This is a genomic window from Pseudonocardia sp. OZ21 (assembly GCF_059359135.1).
In genome coordinates, this window is record NZ_JCADBN010000010.1 from 287616 (window position 1) to 306926 (window position 19311).

Here is a 19311-nt window from a genome sequence, read left to right on the forward strand (position 1 = left end):
CGTGGATTCAGTCCCGGGGTACCAGGTCGGCGACGCAGACCCCGGGACGGGCGAACGGGGTCAGGGTGGTGGCGAACCCGTCGGTGGCGACGCCCTCCACAGTGGCCTCGAGCAGGCCGCGGTGTACGCCGCAGACCACGCCGGGATGCCTGCGTGCGACGTCGAGGAACGGGCAGGCGTGCAGTTCGACCCGAGTTCCGGTGGTGACCGGAACCGGCACCGGCTCGAAGCCCAGTTCGGTGAAGAGCGCCACCGCACGGGCGGTGGCCGTGTCGAGAGCCGAGGACACCGCCGGGCCGGGAGGGTCCGGCACCGACGCGGCCCATTCCCGCCCCGCCTGCTCCGGGAGCCCCGCGTGGCCGCCGTCGTCGAGCCGCCCGGCGAGGATCTCGGCGAGCAACTGGTAGCCCCCGGTCGGAGCGGCCGGGGTGACGCTCGCGTACAGCGCCTGCGGACGTCCCGGGCCGGACCGCGTGCCGGTGCGTTGCACCACGAACCCGGCGTCGATGAGGACGTTGAGGTGGAAGCGGACCGTGTTGACGTGCAGGCCGGTCCGTTCGGCGAGGACCCGGGCGTCCAGCGGGTTCGCGGACTCCCTCAGCACCGCCAGCAACTGCCGCCGGCTGGCGACGGAGAGTGCGTCGTGTGCGGTGGGAGCAGGCGTGGCGGTCACGATCGTGAATATACACAGCCCTGATCGTTTAAATCGCCGAGATCTGTGAGGTGGGCGACAGGTGCCCGCTGGTTGCAGATCGAAACCGTTCTGGGTACTCTGGTTTCGATCTGCTACTAGTTGGAGCTCGGGAAGTGCCGTTGAATCACCCTCCGGAGTCAACCGGGCGCGTTCCGAGTTGGCTGCGCTCGGTGGATGTGGGCTATACCGGACTGCACGACGCTGGACCCGAGCCGACGAGAGGTGGTGCCGTGGACGGGATAGCCGACATGGGGGGCACCGAGGGCTGGGGCCCTACTCATCCGCCTCGCGGCGCCGAGCGGGTCTTCGAGGAACCCTGGCAGGGCCGGGCGTTCGCAGTGACGCTGCTGTCGCAGCGGGTGGCCGGACACAACGTGGACTCGATGCGCCATGCGCTGGAGAGCCTGGACCGGGCCGCCTACCTGGATGACGGCTACTTCGGCCGCTGGCTCAACGCCGCCGAGCGAATGCTCACCCAGAGCGCCATCCTGGCGCCGGGAGCGATCGATTCCCGCGCCCGCAACCTGCGCGGCGAACACGTCGAGGAACCGGCGATCCCCGAGCCGGCCAAGCCCGACTACGCCCCTACCGCCCCGGGCTCGCTGCGCACCGTGGACGTCGAGCCGGCGTTCGACGTGGGGGAGCGGGTGCGCGCCAAGGACATGTCACCTGCGGGGCACACCAGGCTGGCGCGCTACGTACGCGGGCACACCGGAGTCGTCGAGCTCATCCAGCCCGCCGCGGTGCTGCCGGACACCCATGCGCATTTTCTGGGCGAGAACCCGCAGTACGTCTACACGGTGAGGTTCGAATCGCCGGAGCTGTGGGGTCCCGACACCGAACTCTTCACCGTGACCGTCGAGCTGTTCGAGAGCTATCTGGAGAAGACGGCATGACCAGCACCGGACCCGCCGACCGCATTCCCCCGCCGCTGCGCACCGAGGCTCTCGAGCAGTTGCTCACGGAGCGGGGCCTGATCGACCCGGACGTCATGGACGGGCTCATCACCGAGTACGAGACCAACGTGGGTCCGCTCAACGGCGCCAAGGTCGTCGCCAAGGCCTGGACCGATCCGGAGTACCGGCGGTGGCTGCTCGACGACGGCACCGCCGCCATCCGTGAGCTGGGCTTCATCGGCAGGCAGACCGAACACATCGTGGTCGTGGAGAACACGGCGACCACGCACAACGTCGTGGTCTGCACGCTGTGCTCGTGCTACCCGTGGTCGGTTCTGGGCCTGCCACCGAGCTGGTACAAGGACCCCGCCTATCGGGCGCGGGTGGTCAAGGAGCCGCGCACGGTCTTGTCCGAGATGGGCCTGGAGCTCGCCGACGACGTGCAGATCAGGGTGCACGACTCCAGCAGCGAGGTGCGTTGGCTGGTGCTGCCCGAACGTCCGGCCGGTACCGAGGATCTCACCGAGGACGAGCTCGTGCCGCTGATCAGCCGGGACGCGATGGTCGGGGTGGCCAAGGTCGGCGCGCCATGACCGCCCCGCTCGATCTCGAGGGACCGGCCGCGCCGCCGCGCTCCAACGGCGAACTGGTGTTCGCCGAGCCGTGGGAGAGCCGCGCGTTCGGCATGGCCGTCACACTCCACGAAGCGGACGTGTTCACCTGGTCGCAGTTCCAGTCAGCGCTCATCGCCCGGATCGCGGCCTGGGAGGCCGCAGCGACCGAGGGTGAGAGCTGGAACTACTACGTGCACTGGCTGGCCGCGCTGGAGGACGTGCTGGCCGGCGGTGACCGGGGGTTCGCCGACGAGGTCACCGCGCGAGCCCGGACGTTGGCCCGGCGCCCCGCCGGTCACGACCACGGCCACGGCCACTGATCTGGCAACTCTCGACGCTGGGGTCGGCGGGGCCGAGGTCGACTCCTCGTCGGCGTGGCGGCCCGTGGTCCGCGGGCTCAGTCCATCGCCTGACCGCCGTTGACGGGCGCGAAGCTGCCCGTGGTGAAGGCGGCCTCGTCGCCGGCGAAGAACGCCACGGTGCGAGCGACATCGATCGGGCGGGCGAGTCGTCCCAGTGGCGTGGTTGCCGCGAGCTGTTCGGTCAGCGCGGTGTCGAGCTTCTCGGTGGCCCAGGTCTGGTCGACGGTCGCGGGCGCCACGACGTTGGCCGTGATGCCGTGCGGCCCCAACTCCTGGGCCACGAAGCGGACGAACTGGCCGAGGGCCGCCTTGGCTGTGCCGAGCGCGATCATCCCGGGACGGGGCCGGCGGGCGAGCCCGGTGCTCAGGTAGACCAGCCGCCCACGCCTGCGCTCGATCATGTCCGGGATGACCGCCTTCGTCACCAGGAACGCCGCATGCATCTCCTGGTCGAGCTTCCCGCCGAGTTGCTCCCACGTGATGTCCTGGAACGAGGTCATCTCGAACGGGGCCAGTGCGTTGTGCACGAGCACGTCGACCCCGCCCCAACGATCACGAACGTCGCCGACCAGACGATCCACGTCGTCGGGAACGGTGACGTCGGCCTGCGCGGCGTACCCCTCTCCGCCTGCCGTCCTGATCGCGGTGACGACGGCGTCTGCCTCGTCGCGGCTCGAGCGGTAGTTCACCACGACCCGCATCCCGCGCTCCGCGAGCAACATCGCGCACGATTCCCCGATTCCGCGGCTCGCGCCCGTCACCACTGCGACATGTGGCATTCGTGGACCTTCTTCCCGATGCGTCCCGTTGTCTGCGACCTCCCGGTGGTTACCCGATTCCGAGCGCAGAGCGCAGCCGCTGGTCGTAATACTGCCCCAGTTCTCCCAGGGCCGTGGCGGCGTCACCGGAGAAGGCTGGTCCGTGCATGAGCGCCAGCCGGGCTGGACTCATGTCGGCGAGCCGGCGGATCGTCGGGCCGGTGTCCGGAGTGAGCGCCGTGGCGTGGTACAGATCTTCGGCATCCATTGCGGGCTGGACGATGTCCGAATCGGACAATGCCGGGTGTTTTCCGGACGCGGTGAAGAGATCGCCACAGAAAAGGGTTCGGGTCTGTTGCTCCAGCAGCACGCCCGACTCCCAGCCGTGGGGCACGTGTGAGGTGTCGATCCACCGCACGGTCTTGCCGCCCAGGTCAAGTGTGCCGCCGTCGGTCAGGACGCGTGGCGGTCGGTCGGCGATGTCGTTGAGTGACAGCTTGACGCCGAGAGCGCCGTGTACGACCTCGGCCCGAGGGGCCGCGGCCAGCCAGCGGTTCATCGAGCCGCACTCGTCGGACTCCACATGTCCGAAGCTGATCCACCGCAGGCTCTCGATCGGGATGATGCGTTCCACCGCCGCACGAACCAGTGGGAACAGCTGCCGACCTCCGCAGTGGAACAGCAGCGGCTCCTCGGCCACCACCAGATACTGGTTGAATACGAGATCTGCCTGCTCGACATAGGTGGAGAGCCGGTAGATGTCGGGGGCGATCTCGTCGGCGACGGTTTCCATCAGAACATCACCGATCTGTCTGGAATCATGGATCTCCCCTGTGTCCGGCCTGGTCGGAATGGCCACGATCTCCGAAGTGGTAGCAGACTGAAACCACAATAGGCAGGGTAGTTTCGAGACGCAACCAGGCCCGGCGGGCGCCGACCTACTGTCCGAAGGCGGTCAGGAACCGGTCGCGGAAGGACTCCATGGGCCAGACCGGTGCCTGGGGGCCGGGCCGCAGCCCGTCCTGCCACCCCCACCCGGCGGTCCGGTCCAGTACGGCGCGGTCCCGGGTGACGATCGTGATCGGGACGTCCCTGCCCGTGGCGTCCCCGGCGACGAACGCAGCGGGCTGGTGGTCGCCGAGGAAGACGAGCACCAGGTCGTCGTCGCCGTGGGTCTGCACGTACGACACGAGGGTCGACAGCGAGTACTCGATGGAACGGCGGTAGCCGTCGCGCATGCGATCGGGGTCGCTCTCGACGGCCTGCACGGGATCGACCGTCCCGGCGCCGGGACGGTCGAACACCGAACCGTCGCCCACGGCGTCCCAGTCGAGGAGCCGGGGGACCTTCGCCCATGGCCAGTGGCTGGAGACGAGGGGGATCTCGGCCATGAGCGGGCCGCGGTCCGGCCTGCTTCGCTCGGCCCGCTCGAAGGCCGACAGCGTGTACTGGTCGGGGGTCTGGAAGCCGGAGTAGATCTGGGACCGGTTGCCGAGGTTGGCGGAGTCATAGCTCCGGTCGAAGCCGTAGAACGCCTTCTCCGGCCAGGGACCGGCGTTGGACGGCATGACCGAGACGGTCTGCCAGCCGCCGCGCTGGAACGCGCTCGTGAGGGTCAGGCGGTCGCTCGTGACGAGCTTGTCGAAGCTGTGCTGGTTGGTGACCCGCAGCCCCGAGAGCAGCGTGGCGTGGGCCAGCCAGCTACCGCCGCCTGCCACCGAGGACGTGAGGTAGGCGCTGCGGGAGGCGAACCCGGCCGCGGTCAGCGTGCGGGTTCCGTCGTCGAGGACGGCGTCGACCGTCGGTGCGAAATCGGGGTTCTCCAGCGCCGAGCGCCCGTAGCTCTCGACGTAGGCGAGGATGACGTCCTTGCCGCGCAGTGCGGTCAGCAGGTCTGCGTCCGGGGTGCCGCGGAAGGGGTCCGAGGCGGCCTGTTCGTCGAAGATCTGCTGGTCACGCAGGCTGGTGGACACCTGCTGGGCCGTCTGGACGCCGAGCGCGACGGCGCTCCTGGCCGCGACGGGCACGGGCGCCACGATCTGGGCGCCGAACGCGACGCAGGCGAGCCAGGCGGCGGTGAGCACCGCGACGGTCCGGATCGAGGTGGTCCGGTGGCGCGCCGCGAGGTTCGCCAGGCGCCGGACGGACAGGGCCATGAGCACCACCAGGACGGCGGCCGCGACGAGCGCGCCGACCGCGGCGCTGATCGCGCCGGTCCGGCCCATCGAGTCCTCGACCAGCGTCACGCCGCTGCCCAGTTGGGACCAGTCGAATATCGGGTCGAACGGCCGGGACAGGATCGCGAGGAAGCCCATCTGCAGCACCCGCAGCAGCGTCAGCAGGCCGAGCGCCGCCCCGGCGACGACGGCCATCACCCGGCGCGCCCGCGGGGGCAGGACGATCAGGAGCGCGACGCCGAGCAGCCCCTCGATCGGGATGCGCAGGAGCGCGGGCAGGCTGACCTGCCCTACCTCCCGCGGCGCGACGAGGGCGACGAACACCAGTACCCCGGCGAGACCGGTGAGGATCGCCGGGATCGTGGCGCGTCGGGCTCGCTTGTCGCTCCGGGCCGCCGTGGCGTCCCCTCCCGGCTCGTTCCGAGCGTCCGTGCGGGGTGGGGTGCGAAGCGACAAGCTGGAGATCCTTCCTGTGCGGCGGTCCGGTGCCCGTGGTTCGCCGGGCGGGTGATGTCTCCCGCACAGCACGGGGGGACCGGCCCACGTGATCGACGGACCGGATCAGAGTCGCTGGATGAGGTTCGATCCACACTGTTCGCACGGATCCGGCGAACCGGAGGTTCACCTGATTCCGCCTCGGATCGCAGTCGGGGTCTAGGGAGCGGCCGGAGGGTCGTCCTCGTCGAGCCGCGCAACGATCAACGTGAAGTCGACGTTCGTCTCGACGTGCTCCTGGTACTGGGCCAGCACGTCCTCGACGGGATCCCCCTCCGCGCGAGCGAGGTTCTCGAAGCCCGCAGCCGCTGCCCGGGCCAGGAAGAGCCCCGCGATCTCGACGGCGCGGTGCCCGTGTTCCTCGCCGAGGGCCTCGAGCAGTTCGACGACTGCGTTGCCGGAGCCTTCGAACCTGTTCTCGTGCTCGGCCACGACGAGCCGGATGGCGCCCATGGCCGTGTTGACGGCGGCGGTGATGCCTTCGTGTCTCACGCCTGGACGGTAGGGCAGCAGGCGCCGGACGGCCCGGCTCGGCCGGCGGCTCCGACGGCGATCAGACGGTCAGGACGATCTTTCCCCTGGCGTGCCCCGACTCGCTCAGCTCGTGCGCTGCCGCGGCGTCCTTCAGTGCGAACACCGCGGCCAGGGGCACGGTGAAGCGGCCGTCGTCGGCGAGTGCTGCTGCCACGGCAAGGCTGTCGTAGCGGGGTGTCGCCGTCGCACCGGGGCCGCCGGTGCGGGAGATCTCGACACCGTGCTCGGCGGCGCGGAGGTCCGCGATCGTCACGACGCGCGTCGGACTGCCGGCGATGGCCACGAGGTCGGCCAGCGATCCGGAACCCGCGCAGTCGAGCACGGCATCGACGCCCTGCGGCGCGACGGAAGCGACCCGGTCCGCCAGGCCGGGCCCGTAGGTGGTCGGGGTCGCTCCGAGAGCGGCGAGGAAGCCGTGGTTGGGTTCGCGCGCCGTGCCGAGGACGGTGGCTCCGCGGGCGACGGCGAGCTGGATCGCGACCGTGCCGACACCGCCGGCCGCGCCCTCGACCAGCAGCGTCGTGCCTGCCTCGACACCGAGCCGGTCGAGGGCTCTGGTGGCCGTCTCGACGTTGGCGGCCGCGCCCCCCGCCTGCTCCCAGCTGAAGGACTCCGGCTTCGGGGCCCAGGCCACGAGCACGGCGAACTCGGCCACCGCACCGCCGAGCCGGGCGATGTCGACGAGGCCGAACACGGCATCGCCGAGCCCGACGCCCGTGACGCCGGCGCCGACCTCGTCGACGACCCCGGCGGCATCCACGCCGGGGACGTGGGGGAGGGGGATCGGCACGATGTCCCGCATCCGGCCCGATCGCAGGTAGTAGTCGCCCGGCGTCACGCCGGCGGCCCGCACGGCGATGCGGATCTGACCGGGACCGGCGTGGGGCTCGTCGACCTGGGCGACGGTGAGGACATCAGGGGGCCCGTACGTCGAGAACTGCAGTGCTTCCATGGCTCGGACGCTAGTGGAACACCGCGTCCACTTAGCTAAAGTGGGAACGGTGACGGAGCGATCGCCTCAGTTCCTGCGCTCGGACGCGCGGGACAACCGTGACCGGATTCTCGAGGTCGCCCGCGCGACCTTCGCCCGCGACGGGCTCGACGTGACGATGCGCGAGATCGCCCGCCGGGCCGAGGTCGGCGTGGCCACCCTCTACCGCCGGTTCCCGACGAAGGAAGCGCTCGTCGTCGAGGCGTTCGCGGAGCAGATGGCCACGTGCACCGCCGTCCTCGATGAGGCCCTCGCCGACCCGGACCCCTGGCGCGGCTTCTGCACGGTCATCGAGAAGGTCTGCGTGATGCACGCGCTGGACCGCGGCTTCACCGCGGCGTTCGTGTCCGCGTTCCCCAGCGCTGTCGACTTCGGCCAGGCACGCGACCAGGCGCTGCGGTCCCTCGCCGAACTCGCCGCGCGGGCCAAGGAGACGGGGAAGCTGCGTGGCGACTTCGTCGTCGACGACCTGGTCATGGTGTTCATGGCCAACGGTGGGATCCGCGCCACCTCGACCGCTTCCGCGGTGGCGGCCTCCCGCCGCTTCGCGGCGCTGCTGATCCAGTCGTTCGCTGCCCGCCCCGGCGGCCGGCCCCTGCCACCGGCGGTCCGCCTCGCGTTGACGGAGCCCGTCCAGGGCTGACCCGCGCGCCAGGCGTTGCCGAGGGACCGATCATGGTCGTCGCGGTCGGTAACGGGGCGCGGATTGCGGCGATAGGCTGAACGTGTGCGTGACGGCCGTTGACGAGCGGCGATTCGACCAAGATCGGGTGTCGAGCCGATCACGCGCCGTCGCACCCCGTGTCATGAGCAGCGCCCGTCCCGCTCCCGTAGGCGTGCCGGATCCGGCGGTCCGATGACCATGTCGCGGTCCGCTTCTGTTGACGTTGTACCGTCCAGGGCCGATGACGGGAACGCAGGCCCGTCCCACGTGGCCGACCGGGTCGGGGCATCGCTGACGTGATGGGTCGCGCTGGGGAGCTTCTGCCGGGTGGCGCCCCGTTCTGTCCGACAACTGCCGGGCGAGCAGGGTCACAGCAACTGCTCATGACGTGCCCCGTTGATGCTGTAGCGATCGGCGCGAAGCTCGCGCTGGAGGAGGAACGCGTGGAGAACACGCAGAGTCCCATCGGCCTAGCCGTTGTCGGGGCCGGTTACTGGGGTCCCAACCTCGTACGCAACGCCCAGGCCACTACGGCCTTCCAACTGCAGTACCTGTGTGACGTCGACGTCGAGCGCGCCCACCGCGTGCTCGGGAAGTACTCCACCGTCCGCGCCTCCGCCTCGCTCGACGAGGTGCTTGCCGACCCGGCCGTGGACGCGGTCGCTGTCGCGACCCCCGCTGCCACCCACCACGCGGTGGTCATGGCGGCGATCGAGGCGGGCAAGCACGTGCTGGTGGAGAAGCCGCTCGCGGCGAGCTTCGTCGAGGGCCGGGAACTGGTCGAGGCGGCCGAGGAGCGCGGGCTCGTCCTGATGCTCGACCACACGTACTGCTACACGCCCGCGGCCCAGTACCTGCGTGACCTCGTGCGCGGGGGAGGGCTGGGGACGCTGCAGTACCTCGACTCCGTGCGCATCAACCTCGGTCTCGTGCAGCATGACGTCGACGTGCTGTGGGACCTCGCACCCCACGACCTGTCGATCTTCCTGTCGATCCTCCCCGACGGCGTCACGCCGGTTTCGGTGTCGGCGCAGGGCTCGGACCCGGTCGGCGCGGGCCGCGCCTGCCTGGCCCACCTCAACGTGCAGATGAACACCGGCGCGATGGCCCACATCCACGTCAACTGGCTGTCGCCCACCAAGATCCGCACCATCGTGATCGGTGGTTCGGCGCGCACCGTGGTGTGGGACGACCTCAACCCGCTGCAGCGGCTCTCGGTGTACGACCGCGGCGTCGACCGGGCCGACCCGGCCGACCTGGGCCGCGACGACCGCGCCGCCACGATCGTCTCCTACCGCACCGGCGACATGGTCGCCCCCGCTCTGAAGGACAAGGAAGCGCTGCGCTCGGTGATGGAGGAGTTCGCCGACTCGATCACGCAGAAGCGTGCGCCGCTCACCGACGGCCGCTCCGGCCTCCAGGTACTCGCCCTGCTGGAAGCGGCCACGGCCAGCCTGCAGCAGGGTGGCGTCTTCATGCCCGTTCTGACCGACCACACGCGTTCCCCCCAGGAGATCTCCCTGTGACCACGAGCACCGGCCAGCCGCTGGCCGCGCAGCGCATCCTCGTCACCGGCGGTGCCGGCACGATCGGCTCCCACGTCGTCGACCTGCTCCTGGAGGCCGACGCCGCCGAGGTCGTCGTCCTCGACAACTTCGCGCGCGGCCGGATGGAGAACCTCGCCGACGCGGTGGCCACGGGCGGCCGCCGGCTCGACGTGGTCACCGGCGACATCAACGACCCCGAACTCGTGCGCGACCTCATGGACGGCATCGACGTCGTCTTCCACCTTGCCGCGCTGCGCATCACCCAGTGCGCCGAACAGCCGCGGCTCGCGCTCGAGTCGCTCGTCGACGGCACGTTCACCGTGATCGAGGCCGCGGTGGCGGCCGGCGTCAAGAAGGTCGTCGCCTCCTCGTCCGCATCGGTGTACGGGCTCGCCGAGTCGTTCCCCACCACCGAGCGCCACCACCCCTACAACAACGACACCTTCTACGGCGCCGCCAAGGCGTTCAACGAGGGCATGCTGCGCAGCTTCCACGCCATGAACGGGCTGGACTACGTCGCGCTGCGCTACTTCAACGTGTACGGCCCCCGCATGGACACCCACGGGCTCTACACCGAGGTGCTGATCCGGTGGATGGAGCGCATCTCACGCGGCGAGGCGCCGCTGATCTTCGGCGACGGCGCGGCCACGATGGACTTCGTGCACGTCCGCGACATCGCCCGGGCCAACCTGCTCGCCGCGCGCGCCGACGTCACCGACACCGTCTACAACATCGCCACCAGCACGGAGACCAGCCTCAAGGGGCTGGCCGAGGCCCTGCTCAAGGTCATGGGCTCCGACATGACTCCCGAGCACGGGCCCGAGCGCGCGGTCAACGGGGTGACGCGGCGTCTCGCCGACATCTCCACCGCAGCCAAGGACCTGGGGTGGACTCCCGAGATCGGTCTCGAGGACGGCCTGGACGACCTGGTCAAGTGGTGGAGCCACGCCGCGCAGCCGGCTGCCGCCGGGTGAGCCCGGCCTGTCCCACGAACACCGTCCGTTCGCAGAGAGGTGACCAATGATCCCGGTGATGCGCCCGCTGCTCGGCGAGGAGGAGGCCCAGGCCGTCGCCGACGTCGTCCGCTCCGGCTGGGTCGCCCAAGGACCGAGGGTGGCGGAGTTCGAGAAGGAGTTCGCCGCGTCCGTCGGCGCGGCGCACGGTGTCGCGACGTCGTCCTGCACCACGGCGCTGCACCTCGCCCTGCACGTGCTCGGCGTCGGACCGGGTGACGAGGTGATCGTCCCGTCGCTGTCGTTCATCGCCACGGCCAACGCGGTGCGGTACTGCGGCGCGGTACCGGTCTTCGCCGACGTCGACCCGCTGACCGGGAACCTCACTCCCGAGACGATCACCGCGGTCCGCACGCCGCAGACGCGCGCCGTGCTGGTGGTGCACCAGGCCGGTGTGCCGGCCGACATCCCCGCCATCCGGGCCGCCTGCGGCGAGATCCCCGTGGTCGAGGACGCGGCCTGCGCGGCGGGCTCCACCCTCGGCGGCAAGCCGGTCGGTCACGGCGCCCTGATGGCGGCGTGGTCCTTCCACCCCCGCAAGCTCCTGACCACCGGCGAGGGCGGGATGATCACCACCGACGACGCCGACCGGGCGGCGCGGCTGCGGCGGCTGCGGGAACACGGCATGAGCGTGTCCGCGGCCGACCGGCACGCGGGCGGGCGCAACGTCATGGAGGAGTACGGGGAGACGGCGTTCAACTACCGACTCACCGACATGCAGGCCGCGATGGGCCTGGTCCAGCTGCGGCGCCTGCCGTCGATCGTGGCCCACCGCCGGGAGCGCGCCGACCGCTACCGCGCTCTGCTCGCTCCGCTCGGGCTGCGCACGGTGCGTGACCCCGACGACGCCACGTCCAACGTCCAGTCCTTCTGGGTGGAGCTCCCCCAGGCGGCTCCGCCCGTCAGCGAGGTGCTCACCGCGCTGGCCGAGGCCGGGGTGTCCGCCCGGCGGGGGATCATGGCGGCCCACCTGGAGCCCGCGTACTCGGGGCACCCGTACGGGCCGCTCCCCGTCACCGAGCACCTCACCGCCCGCACGCTGATCCTCCCGCTCCACCACGACCTGTCCGACGCCGACCAGGACCTCGTCGTGTCGGCCCTCGCCGCGGCGATCGGCTTGCAGAGCGCCGCCCCGTCGTATCGATGAACCCCGGCTCGACGAACACCGGCCCGATGACCACGAACCACTCGACGACGACCGAGGAACACCAGTGACCAGTACCCTCCCCACCACCGACCCGGTGCCGCTGCTGGACCTGGCGTCCGCCCACGCCGAGGTGGCTGACGAGATCGCTGCCGGATGGGCCGACATCCTGGCGCGCACCGCGTTCGTCGGAGGGCCACGCGTGGCCTCGTTCGAGGCGGACTACGCCACGTGGTCCGGGATCCGGCACTGTGTCGGTGTCGGCAACGGCACCGACGCGCTGGAGTTGGCGCTGCGAGCACTGGGCGTCCGGGCGGGCGACGAGTGCATCATGCCGGCCAACACGTTCATCGCCACCGCCGAAGCGGTTGCCAGGGCGGGCGCCACCCCGGTGCTCGTCGACTGCCGTGAGGACACCGCGCTCATCGACGTCGAGGCCGCGGCCGCTGCCGTCACCGAGCGCACTCGCGTGGTCCTGCCCGTGCACCTCTACGGGCAGACGGCTGCCGTCGAGGAGCTCCGCGGGGTGCTCCCGGAGGGTGTCGCGATCCTCGAGGACGCCGCGCAGTCGCAGGGCGCGCGCCGGCACGGGGTGGCCGCCGGCAAGCTCGGGGACATCGCGGGCACGAGCTTCTACCCGGGCAAGAACCTCGGTGCCTACGGCGACGCCGGCGCCGTGCTGACCGACCGCGACGACCTCGCCGAGGGCATCCGGCTGCTGCGCGACCACGGCTCGCCGCGGAAGTACGAGCACAGCGTGCTCGGGTTCAACAGCAGGCTCGACGCCCTGCAGGCCGTCGTCCTGTCGGCGAAGCTGCGCCGGCTCGACGACTGGAACGCCGCGCGCCGCGCCGCCGCCGCGCGCTACGACGCGCTCCTGGCCGACGTGGACGGCGTGGTCGGGCCGGTGGTGGCCGAGGGCAACGAGCCGGTCTGGCACCTCTACGTGGTGCGCGTCGCCGATCGCGGGCGCGTGCTGCGGGAGCTGCACGAGTCCGGCATCGGTGCTGCCATCCACTACCCGGTGCCGGTGCACCGCACCGAGGCCTTCGCCCACCTCGGCCTCGGTTCCGGTGCCTTCCCGGTCTCCGAGCGGCTCGCCGACGAGATCATCTCCCTGCCGATGTTCCCCGACATCACCCCGGCTCAGCAGGAGCGCGTCGTGTCGGTCCTCGCCGCGGCGGTCCGCCGGTGACGCTCCCCGGCGGGGAGGTCCGGGTCCACCCGCAGGGTCTGTGCGAGAGCACGGACGTGGGTCCGGGCACCCGTGTCTGGGCGTTCGCGCACGTCCTCCCCGGTGCCCGCGTCGGCCGTGACTGCAACATCTGCGACGGTGCGTTCGTCGAGGACGGCGCCGTTCTCGGCGACCGGGTCACGGTGAAGAACGGCACCCTGGTCTTCTCCGGGGTGACGTGTGAGGACGAGGTGTTCCTCGGTCCGAACGTGCTGTTCACCAACGACATGCGGCCGCGCGCGGCGATCAAGCGGAGCGGCGACGACCTGCTGCGCACCACCGTGCGCCGCGGCGCGTCGCTCGGCGCCGGTGTCGTGGTCGTCTGCGGGATCGAGATCGGGGAGAGCGCGTTCGCCGGCGCCGGAGCGGTGGTCACACGCGACGTTCCCGCTCACGCGTTCGTCGCCGGCAACCCGGCCCGGATCAAGGGCTGGGTCTGTGCCTGCGGTGCGCGGCTGGCGGACGACCTGACCTGCCCCGACTGCGGCACTGCCCACGAGCGCGCAGGAGCGGGCCTGCGCGCCCTCTGACGCTCAGCGGACCGGCTCGGGGTCGAACCAGTCGGGCACCGGGTTGACGAACCCGGGCCGGATCCGCTCCGCACTGTTGAAGACGTCCTCCTGGGCGGTGCCCCGGCGCCGGTTCACCGCGCGCTCGGCGACCCAGGTGCCCACCGCCTTGGCCACGCGGGCGACCTCACTCAGCGGCGGCGGCCGGTGGTCGGCGAGCACCTGGTCGTACCAGTCCAGCTGCACGTCGACGGCGTGTTCCAGGCTATAGAACTGGCGCACGAGCGACAGCGCGAAGTCGGCGTTCTCCTTGCGGAGCCCCTCGTCGCCGAGCAGCCGGTCGAGAAGCTGGACGAGCGTGTCCTCGCCCGTACCGCCGTCGCCGATGCCGTAGAAGCCGCGCCAGCGGAACTCGCGGGCCGACCCGGAGTCGAGGATGCGGAAGAACCCGTGCTCGCCCTGCACCACGCACGGCTTGCCGAAGGCCATCGCACGCAGCAGCGAACCGCCCATGCCGAGCATGACGTCGGCGGCGGCGTAGGCCGAGCGCGGGTCGGGCCGCTGGCCGGTCAGCACGACCACCTCACGGCCCGCCTGGGCGTTGGTGCGGTCGGCGAGCGTGCGCAGGTCGGGCATGGCCGGGCCGTCGCCCACGAGGACCAGACGCATCCGGTGGCGCGGCGCGAGCCGGCCTGCGGCCCGGATGGCGGTCTCCAGCCCCTCCTGCTTGAGGACGCGGGCGAAGCGGCTCACGACCACCACCAGCAGCTCGTCGTCGTCGACGCCGATCTCGGTACGGAACCCGTCGCCGGGGAAGTCGGGGGTCTGGCCGACGCAGTCGGTGGGGATCTCCAGCACGCCGACCCTCCCGCTGCGCGGCCGGACGGCCGCGGCGATCACGGGGTTGCAGACCTGCAGGGGTACCGACCCCGGCATGAAGTCCGGCACCGACATGCTGTTGATCGTCATGGTCATCGGCACCCCGCTGTTGCGGTGCGGCCCGAAGAACGAGAGCAGCGACGGGGTGAGCTCGTAGGCGTGCAGGATGTCCGGCCGGAACATGCGGGTGAGCTCCGAGAGCCTCCGGTAGGACCCCGGTGCCCCGTCCATGCTGTCGAGCTGGATGTGCATGTGGCGGACGCCGCGCTCGCGCAGGACGTCGACGAGGGGTCCGTCCGGGCCAGCGACGAGGACGTCGTGGCCCCTGGCGGCGGCCCCGCAGGCCAGGTCGACGGCGTTCATCTGGCTGCCACCGAGGTCGAGCTGGTGGACGGCGACGAGGATGCGCAGCGGACGAGCCACCCGCTTGTCGTGGATCGACGACGTGGGGTTCACGTTCTTCCTTCCGCTCTGACAAAGCCCAGGGGCTCGGTCACCGGTTCGGATTCGGGTTCTCCCTGTTGCGCGCCGTCCTGGGCGGCGGCTGCGCGGAAGGCGCGGATCAGCGGGATGACGGCGACGGCGCAGCCGATGGCCTCGGCGCAGAGGTACGCCACGCCGACCCCGGCGACACCCAGCGGCCTGACGAGGACGAGGGCGAGTACGACGACGATCACGGCGCTCAGCGTCTGCAGGGCTACGACCCGGCCCATCTGCTGCTTCACCCGGGAGAACGCGATGTACATGCTGTGCACGATCGTGAAGGGCAGCGCCGCGGCCATGAGCCGGAGCAGCGTGGTTCCCTCCTCGGCGTACGCGTCGCCCAGCAGGGAGAGCAGGAACGGGGCACCGACCAGTAGGAACGGTGTGCCGGTGATCCCGATGAGCCACGAGAGCCGCCACGCGCGGCGCATCAGTGCCGGCCCTTGCCGGACGTCGTTCGACGCCTCGGTGATGTAGGACGACGAGATGTTCCACAGCAGGACCGTGACGGCCTCGCTGATCAGCCACGGAAGTGCGTAGTAGGCGTTGGCCTCGGTGCCGAGCATGGTGACCACGATCAGCGGCATGAACAGCGGCACGATGACGGACGTGGCGCCGGTGGCGTACTCACCGACGAAGAGGCCGACGAGCGTGCGCCTGCCCGGGAGCGCAACCGCCCCCTCCTTGGAGCCGCGCCTGGGCAACACGCGCAGCAGGAGCACCGGGGTGACGACGAGAACGGCCAGCGCGGCGGGCGCGACCCACGCGAGCACGATCCCGTTCCGCATCGCCGTGACGGCGAACAGCGCGACGAGCCCCAGCTTCAGGCCCGAGTACAGGAGCTGCTCGATGGGGACCCACCGCGCGGCCTGCATGCCGATCAGGACCCAGTCCTGTAGCGCGAAAAGGGCCAGGATCACGACGAGCAGTGGGAACGCGGCACGTTCCGACCCGGAACCGAAGAGGGTGTCGTCGGTGAAGAACAGAACGAAGGCGCCGCCGAGCACCGCGGCGACGAGGGCCGCCACCCCGTATCCCGCCAGCACCATCGCGCGCGCCTTGTGGCCGGCCGACCCGAGGAACCGCGTGAAGAGGAGGCCCACCCCGAGGCTGGCCACGACGCTCATCATCATGGCCGTGGAGATCAGCGCGGAGGACCGGCCCACCTCCTCAGCCGGGTAGCGCGCCGCGACACCCCAGAAGACGAGGCCGAACAGCGCCGTCATCCCCGAGGTGGCCATGAGCGCGATCGCGTTCAGTTCGAGGCCGCCGCCGAGCAGCTTGCGCACGCCGCGCCGGCTGTCCTCCGCCGCGGGCTCGGGCCCGTCGGCCGAGACCGCCATGAGCCGGACCGTGGCCTCCAGATCCGGGCGACCGAAATGGGGAGCGTTGCTGGGTTGCGTCATCCCCGGTGGACCCTCTGGAGGCCTCCGTGCACTGTTTCGGCGTCGACGAGTGGTTTGTCGTCGACATGCACCGCGTGATCGTACAACCCCGGTCGGGTGACCCGATCACCGCGCTCCGAGGCCGTCAGGAGGTGGTGACCGGGTGATCGAGTGCCCACACGGCGCAGCCGTCGGACCCGCTGGACCGGACCTGGGTGGCGTTCGTGCCGAGCCACTGGGACAGCGCACCGCCTGCGGGGACGAGGTCGGAGTCGGGTGCCACGTAGAACCGGGCGCCCTCCTGCCGGTACTCCGCGAGGAGTGCGGGGTCCTGCTGGTCGGCCGCGAGGCTCCACCCCTTCCGATCGGCCAGGTAGAAGATCACCGGCTCCTGGTAGTTGTTGGTCACCCCGTTCTCCACGCTCCGGCTCGTCGTACCGACCACGACGAGCTGGCCGGGCGCCGAGACCTGGGTGAGCGCGTCGGCGCAGGTTCCGAAGGTTCCCGCGGTCGATCTCAGTGACTCGGCGAGGACGTTGACCGACTGCGCGCCGAGCGCGACCACCGCGAGCGCGGAGACGACCGCGAACACGGTCGCCGACAGTCTCGGGCGCAGCCACTCCGCCGCCGCGGCCAGGCCGGCACCGGTGCAGATCGCCGCGTAGGGCAACGAGTAGATGTGGTACTGGATCCCCAGGTCGGAGCTGCTGTAGCGGCCGACGGCGTAGTAGTAGACGACGAGCGCGACGGCGCCCCCCACCACGAGCGGGAAGACCGAGCCGGTCGGCGAACCAACGGTGCGGCGACGCCACAGCCACACCACGCCGATGACGGCCAGCGGAACGCCGACCAGCCCGTAGACGAAGATCGTCTCGGTCTTGAGGTTCCCGAGGTAGAAGGCAGGGGAGAACCACAGCGCGAGGCTGCCCCACTTGCTGTCGCCGCCGGAGAGCACGCCGAACGTGTTGCCGTACTCGGCGTGCAGCCGGGCGCCGTGCCACAGCCACAGAGCCGGTGCCACCAGTGCCGCCACCCCGGCCACGTACAGCGACGGGCGCCGGAGGCGCGAGGGCGCCGCGAGGACCAGCCAGATCCCCATCACCAGGCCGATGTGCAAGGACGTCGGCTTGACCAGCGCCGCGGCCGAGGTCGCGGCGGCAGCCGCCACCAGCCACATCCTGCGGTCCTCCTGCAGCCAGCGGCAGAACGCGAGCAGCGCCAGCAGGTAGCAGGCCAGCACCGTCGCCTCCGGCATGAAGGCGGTGCCGTAGCGCATGAAGGCCGGAGAGACGGCGAAGGCGACCACCGCCCACCGCGCGACGCGCACCGGCAGCAGCCGCCGGGCGAGACCCCAGAAGGCGGCCGTGGCGACCAGCATGAACACCAGCGAGACCAGCCTGCCCAGCCAGGCGTGCTCCCCGAAGACCTCGTAGAGCGCCGCACTCAGCCACGGCATCAGCGGGAACTCGGTCTCCACGTACCCGGGTCCGGCGCCGCCCCAGTTGATCTGCGGGTAGAACAGCTGCATCCCGCCCGTCGCGAAGTTCCGCGCGATCGTCGCCGTGTCGGACTGGCGCCAGATGTCCCCGGGGAAGGTCAGCGGCCCGAAGGCGCGCACCACCGACAGCAGCGTGACGACGGCGACCACGGACAGTGCCGCCCGACCGATCGGCTCCCGCCCGGTCGTCGACGGTGCGGGAGGGAGGGGCCGGGGTAGCTGGGCACTGAGCACATATGAAGGATCTTCACCCGTCCCTGTGGGGACGCTGAGCGTGGCCTTTGTGTTCTCAGTGCACCTTCAGCTTCGGTGTGCTCCGGCGAACGCGGGGCTACGCCCCGGCCCGGTCCAGCCGGACGCCGAACGGGCCATAGGCTGCGGCGCGCGGTGGCGATGCTGATCCGAGCCGCTGAACGTCGGTAGCCATGGAGCGACGACCCGGAAATGGAGAGGTGGCTGCTACATGAGCACGGAGTCGGCCGGTGAGGCGTCGACCGGCAGAGCAGGGATCAACGCGGCGTCGATCCGCAAGGCGGTGGTCGGCTCGCGTGCGGCGCAGGTCGCGTACGGCTGCGCGGTGACAGGGCGGCTCGGTGTCGAGCGCTGGGCTCTCGCCAAGCGGATGCTCGAATGGGCGCCGTCGGCGCGGCGCGGCCGCATCCTCGCCTACCACTCGATCGGCACCCCCTCGTGGGGCGTGAACGACGTCCGTCCCCGGGAGTTCGAGCGGCATCTCCAGATTGCGGCCGACGACGGCTGGACCTTCGCGACCCCGGCTGAGGTGATGGCCGAACCGGAGAAGCAACTCCTGGCACTGACCTTCGACGACGGTGTCACGAGCGTCCTCACGAACGCCGCTCCGGTGCTGCGCCACCACGGCATCCCCGCGACGATGTTCGTCGTCTCCGGATGGGCCGACGGGAAGCACCCCGAGCAGTACCGGCACGTGCTGGACTGGAGGGGCGTGCGCGCACTCCAGGACTACGGGATCAGCCTCGCGAGCCATTCGGCCACCCACCCCGACTTCGGCCGGATCGGTGCGGCCGAGGCGCGCGCGGAGCTCGAGGTGTCCCGGCAGCGGATGGAGCAGGTGCTCGGGCAGCCCGTCGAGGAGTTCGCGATCCCGTTCGGGCAGTCCCGCAACTGGTCGGACGCGGCGCGGACCGCAGCAGCGGACGTGGGCTACAAGATCGTGTATGCCCAGTCGGTCGACACCCGGCCGGACGGCACCGTCCCGCGGACCTTCATCACCCGGCTGGACAACCCCCGGCTGTTCCGCGCCGCGCTGGCCGGCTGCTACGACCGCTGGGAAGAGTGGTACTGACGGCTAGCTGTAGTGCCCATGAGCGTTGTTGACGGCGTGTCGGCCTGAAGATGGAGAGACCTTCGGGCGAGGTGTGAGTTGTCGACGCTCGCGAGCCACCGGCTACAAGT

At 70.9% G+C, this 19311-nt stretch carries 19 protein-coding genes; 10 read left to right on the forward strand and 9 right to left on the reverse strand.

The genetic code is table 11. From position 1 onward, the window contains the following. Positions 1-7: 7 nt before the first annotated feature. Positions 8-673 carry a helix-turn-helix transcriptional regulator gene (locus tag AC5L35_RS23745; RefSeq protein ID WP_495061878.1) on the reverse strand — a complete coding sequence of 222 codons (666 nt, stop codon included), beginning with the start codon at positions 671-673 and terminating at the stop codon, positions 8-10. Between the two features lie 251 nt (positions 674-924). On the opposite strand from AC5L35_RS23745, the gene nthB reads away from it, so the two are divergent. From nthB to AC5L35_RS23760, 3 genes are read left to right on the forward strand one after another with little or no spacing between them, the layout of a single operon-like run. Then, a complete protein-coding gene (gene nthB, locus AC5L35_RS23750) occupies positions 925-1590 on the forward strand; it encodes a nitrile hydratase subunit beta (RefSeq protein ID WP_495061879.1) in 666 nt (221 codons plus the stop codon). Continuing rightward, entirely contained in the window at positions 1587-2183 is a 597-nt protein-coding gene (gene nthA, locus AC5L35_RS23755) for a nitrile hydratase subunit alpha (RefSeq protein WP_495061880.1), read from the forward strand. The genes nthB and nthA overlap by 4 nt, the downstream gene beginning before the upstream one ends. Beyond that, positions 2180-2524: a nitrile hydratase accessory protein gene (locus AC5L35_RS23760; RefSeq protein ID WP_495061881.1), complete on the forward strand. Its 345-nt coding sequence runs from the start codon at positions 2180-2182 to the stop codon at positions 2522-2524. The genes nthA and AC5L35_RS23760 overlap by 4 nt, the downstream gene beginning before the upstream one ends. Positions 2525-2601: 77 nt before the next feature. On the opposite strand, the gene AC5L35_RS23765 is transcribed toward AC5L35_RS23760, so the two are convergent. From AC5L35_RS23765 to AC5L35_RS23785, 5 genes are all read right to left on the reverse strand, one after another. Continuing rightward, on the reverse strand, positions 2602-3345 hold the full coding sequence (locus AC5L35_RS23765) for an SDR family NAD(P)-dependent oxidoreductase (protein WP_495061882.1): 744 nt from the start codon (positions 3343-3345) through the stop codon (positions 2602-2604). A gap of 49 nt (positions 3346-3394) precedes the next feature. Then, positions 3395-4183, reverse strand: a complete 789-nt coding sequence (locus tag AC5L35_RS23770) for an oxygen-binding di-iron domain-containing protein (protein WP_495061883.1) — start codon at positions 4181-4183, stop codon at positions 3395-3397. A 79-nt stretch (positions 4184-4262) separates the two neighbouring features. Continuing rightward, entirely contained in the window at positions 4263-5957 is a 1695-nt protein-coding gene (locus AC5L35_RS23775) for a sulfatase-like hydrolase/transferase (RefSeq protein ID WP_495061884.1), read from the reverse strand. Between the two features lie 198 nt (positions 5958-6155). After that, positions 6156-6488, reverse strand: a complete 333-nt coding sequence (locus AC5L35_RS23780; protein WP_495061885.1) for a hypothetical protein — start codon at positions 6486-6488, stop codon at positions 6156-6158. 61 nt (positions 6489-6549) lie between these two features. Then, the gene (locus AC5L35_RS23785; RefSeq protein WP_495061886.1) at positions 6550-7482 is read right to left on the reverse strand and encodes an NADP-dependent oxidoreductase; all 933 of its coding nucleotides are present in this window, start codon (positions 7480-7482) and stop codon (positions 6550-6552) included. A 49-nt stretch (positions 7483-7531) separates the two neighbouring features. On the opposite strand from AC5L35_RS23785, the gene AC5L35_RS23790 reads away from it, so the two are divergent. The 6 genes from AC5L35_RS23790 to AC5L35_RS23815 all read left to right on the forward strand — a co-directional run bounded on the left by AC5L35_RS23790 (position 7532) and on the right by AC5L35_RS23815 (position 13653). Continuing rightward, on the forward strand, positions 7532-8164 hold the full coding sequence (locus AC5L35_RS23790) for a TetR/AcrR family transcriptional regulator (protein WP_495061887.1): 633 nt from the start codon (positions 7532-7534) through the stop codon (positions 8162-8164). A gap of 404 nt (positions 8165-8568) precedes the next feature. Further along, complete coding sequence (locus AC5L35_RS23795) at positions 8569-9711, forward strand: Gfo/Idh/MocA family protein (RefSeq protein WP_495061888.1); 1143 nt, start codon at positions 8569-8571, stop codon at positions 9709-9711. Beyond that, on the forward strand, positions 9708-10706 hold the full coding sequence (locus tag AC5L35_RS23800; protein ID WP_495061889.1) for an SDR family NAD(P)-dependent oxidoreductase: 999 nt from the start codon (positions 9708-9710) through the stop codon (positions 10704-10706). The genes AC5L35_RS23795 and AC5L35_RS23800 overlap by 4 nt, the downstream gene beginning before the upstream one ends. 46 nt (positions 10707-10752) lie before the next feature. Continuing rightward, the gene (locus AC5L35_RS23805; protein WP_495061890.1) at positions 10753-11892 is read left to right on the forward strand and encodes a DegT/DnrJ/EryC1/StrS family aminotransferase; all 1140 of its coding nucleotides are present in this window, start codon (positions 10753-10755) and stop codon (positions 11890-11892) included. Between the two features lie 64 nt (positions 11893-11956). After that, a complete protein-coding gene (locus AC5L35_RS23810; protein ID WP_495061891.1) occupies positions 11957-13084 on the forward strand; it encodes a DegT/DnrJ/EryC1/StrS family aminotransferase in 1128 nt (375 codons plus the stop codon). Then, the gene (locus AC5L35_RS23815) at positions 13081-13653 is read left to right on the forward strand and encodes an acyltransferase (protein ID WP_495061892.1); all 573 of its coding nucleotides are present in this window, start codon (positions 13081-13083) and stop codon (positions 13651-13653) included. The genes AC5L35_RS23810 and AC5L35_RS23815 overlap by 4 nt, the downstream gene beginning before the upstream one ends. Before the next feature lie 3 nt (positions 13654-13656). Here the strand turns inward: AC5L35_RS23815 and AC5L35_RS23820 are convergent, their stop codons facing one another. The 3 genes from AC5L35_RS23820 to AC5L35_RS23830 all read right to left on the reverse strand — a co-directional run bounded on the left by AC5L35_RS23820 (position 13657) and on the right by AC5L35_RS23830 (position 18111). Then, positions 13657-14967, reverse strand: a complete 1311-nt coding sequence (locus AC5L35_RS23820) for a glycosyltransferase (protein WP_495061893.1) — start codon at positions 14965-14967, stop codon at positions 13657-13659. Beyond that, the gene (locus AC5L35_RS23825; RefSeq protein WP_495061894.1) at positions 14964-16400 is read right to left on the reverse strand and encodes a lipopolysaccharide biosynthesis protein; all 1437 of its coding nucleotides are present in this window, start codon (positions 16398-16400) and stop codon (positions 14964-14966) included. Before AC5L35_RS23825 ends, AC5L35_RS23820 begins: the two co-directional genes overlap by 4 nt. A 124-nt stretch (positions 16401-16524) precedes the next feature. Beyond that, complete coding sequence (locus AC5L35_RS23830) at positions 16525-18111, reverse strand: ArnT family glycosyltransferase (RefSeq protein ID WP_495061895.1); 1587 nt, start codon at positions 18109-18111, stop codon at positions 16525-16527. Between the two features lie 229 nt (positions 18112-18340). On the opposite strand from AC5L35_RS23830, the gene AC5L35_RS23835 reads away from it, so the two are divergent. Then, positions 18341-19201 carry a polysaccharide deacetylase family protein gene (locus AC5L35_RS23835; RefSeq protein WP_495061896.1) on the forward strand — a complete coding sequence of 287 codons (861 nt, stop codon included), beginning with the start codon at positions 18341-18343 and terminating at the stop codon, positions 19199-19201. The last annotated feature ends 110 nt before the right edge of the window (positions 19202-19311 follow it).

Excerpts from the sequence above, each read along its gene's own strand:
- nthA (WP_495061880.1), top strand. The coding sequence starts at position 1,587 with ATGACCAGCACCGGACCCGCCGACCGCATTCCCCCGCCGCTGCGCACC.
- AC5L35_RS23825 (WP_495061894.1), bottom strand. The coding sequence starts at position 16,400 with ATGACGCAACCCAGCAACGCTCCCCATTTCGGTCGCCCGGATCTGGAG.
- AC5L35_RS23835 (WP_495061896.1), top strand. The coding sequence starts at position 18,341 with ATGAGCACGGAGTCGGCCGGTGAGGCGTCGACCGGCAGAGCAGGGATC.
- AC5L35_RS23760 (WP_495061881.1), top strand. The coding sequence starts at position 2,180 with ATGACCGCCCCGCTCGATCTCGAGGGACCGGCCGCGCCGCCGCGCTCC.
- AC5L35_RS23795 (WP_495061888.1), top strand. The coding sequence starts at position 8,569 with ATGACGTGCCCCGTTGATGCTGTAGCGATCGGCGCGAAGCTCGCGCTG.
- AC5L35_RS23805 (WP_495061890.1), top strand. The coding sequence starts at position 10,753 with ATGATCCCGGTGATGCGCCCGCTGCTCGGCGAGGAGGAGGCCCAGGCC.
- AC5L35_RS23785 (WP_495061886.1), bottom strand. The coding sequence starts at position 7,482 with ATGGAAGCACTGCAGTTCTCGACGTACGGGCCCCCTGATGTCCTCACC.
- AC5L35_RS23765 (WP_495061882.1), bottom strand. The coding sequence starts at position 3,345 with ATGCCACATGTCGCAGTGGTGACGGGCGCGAGCCGCGGAATCGGGGAA.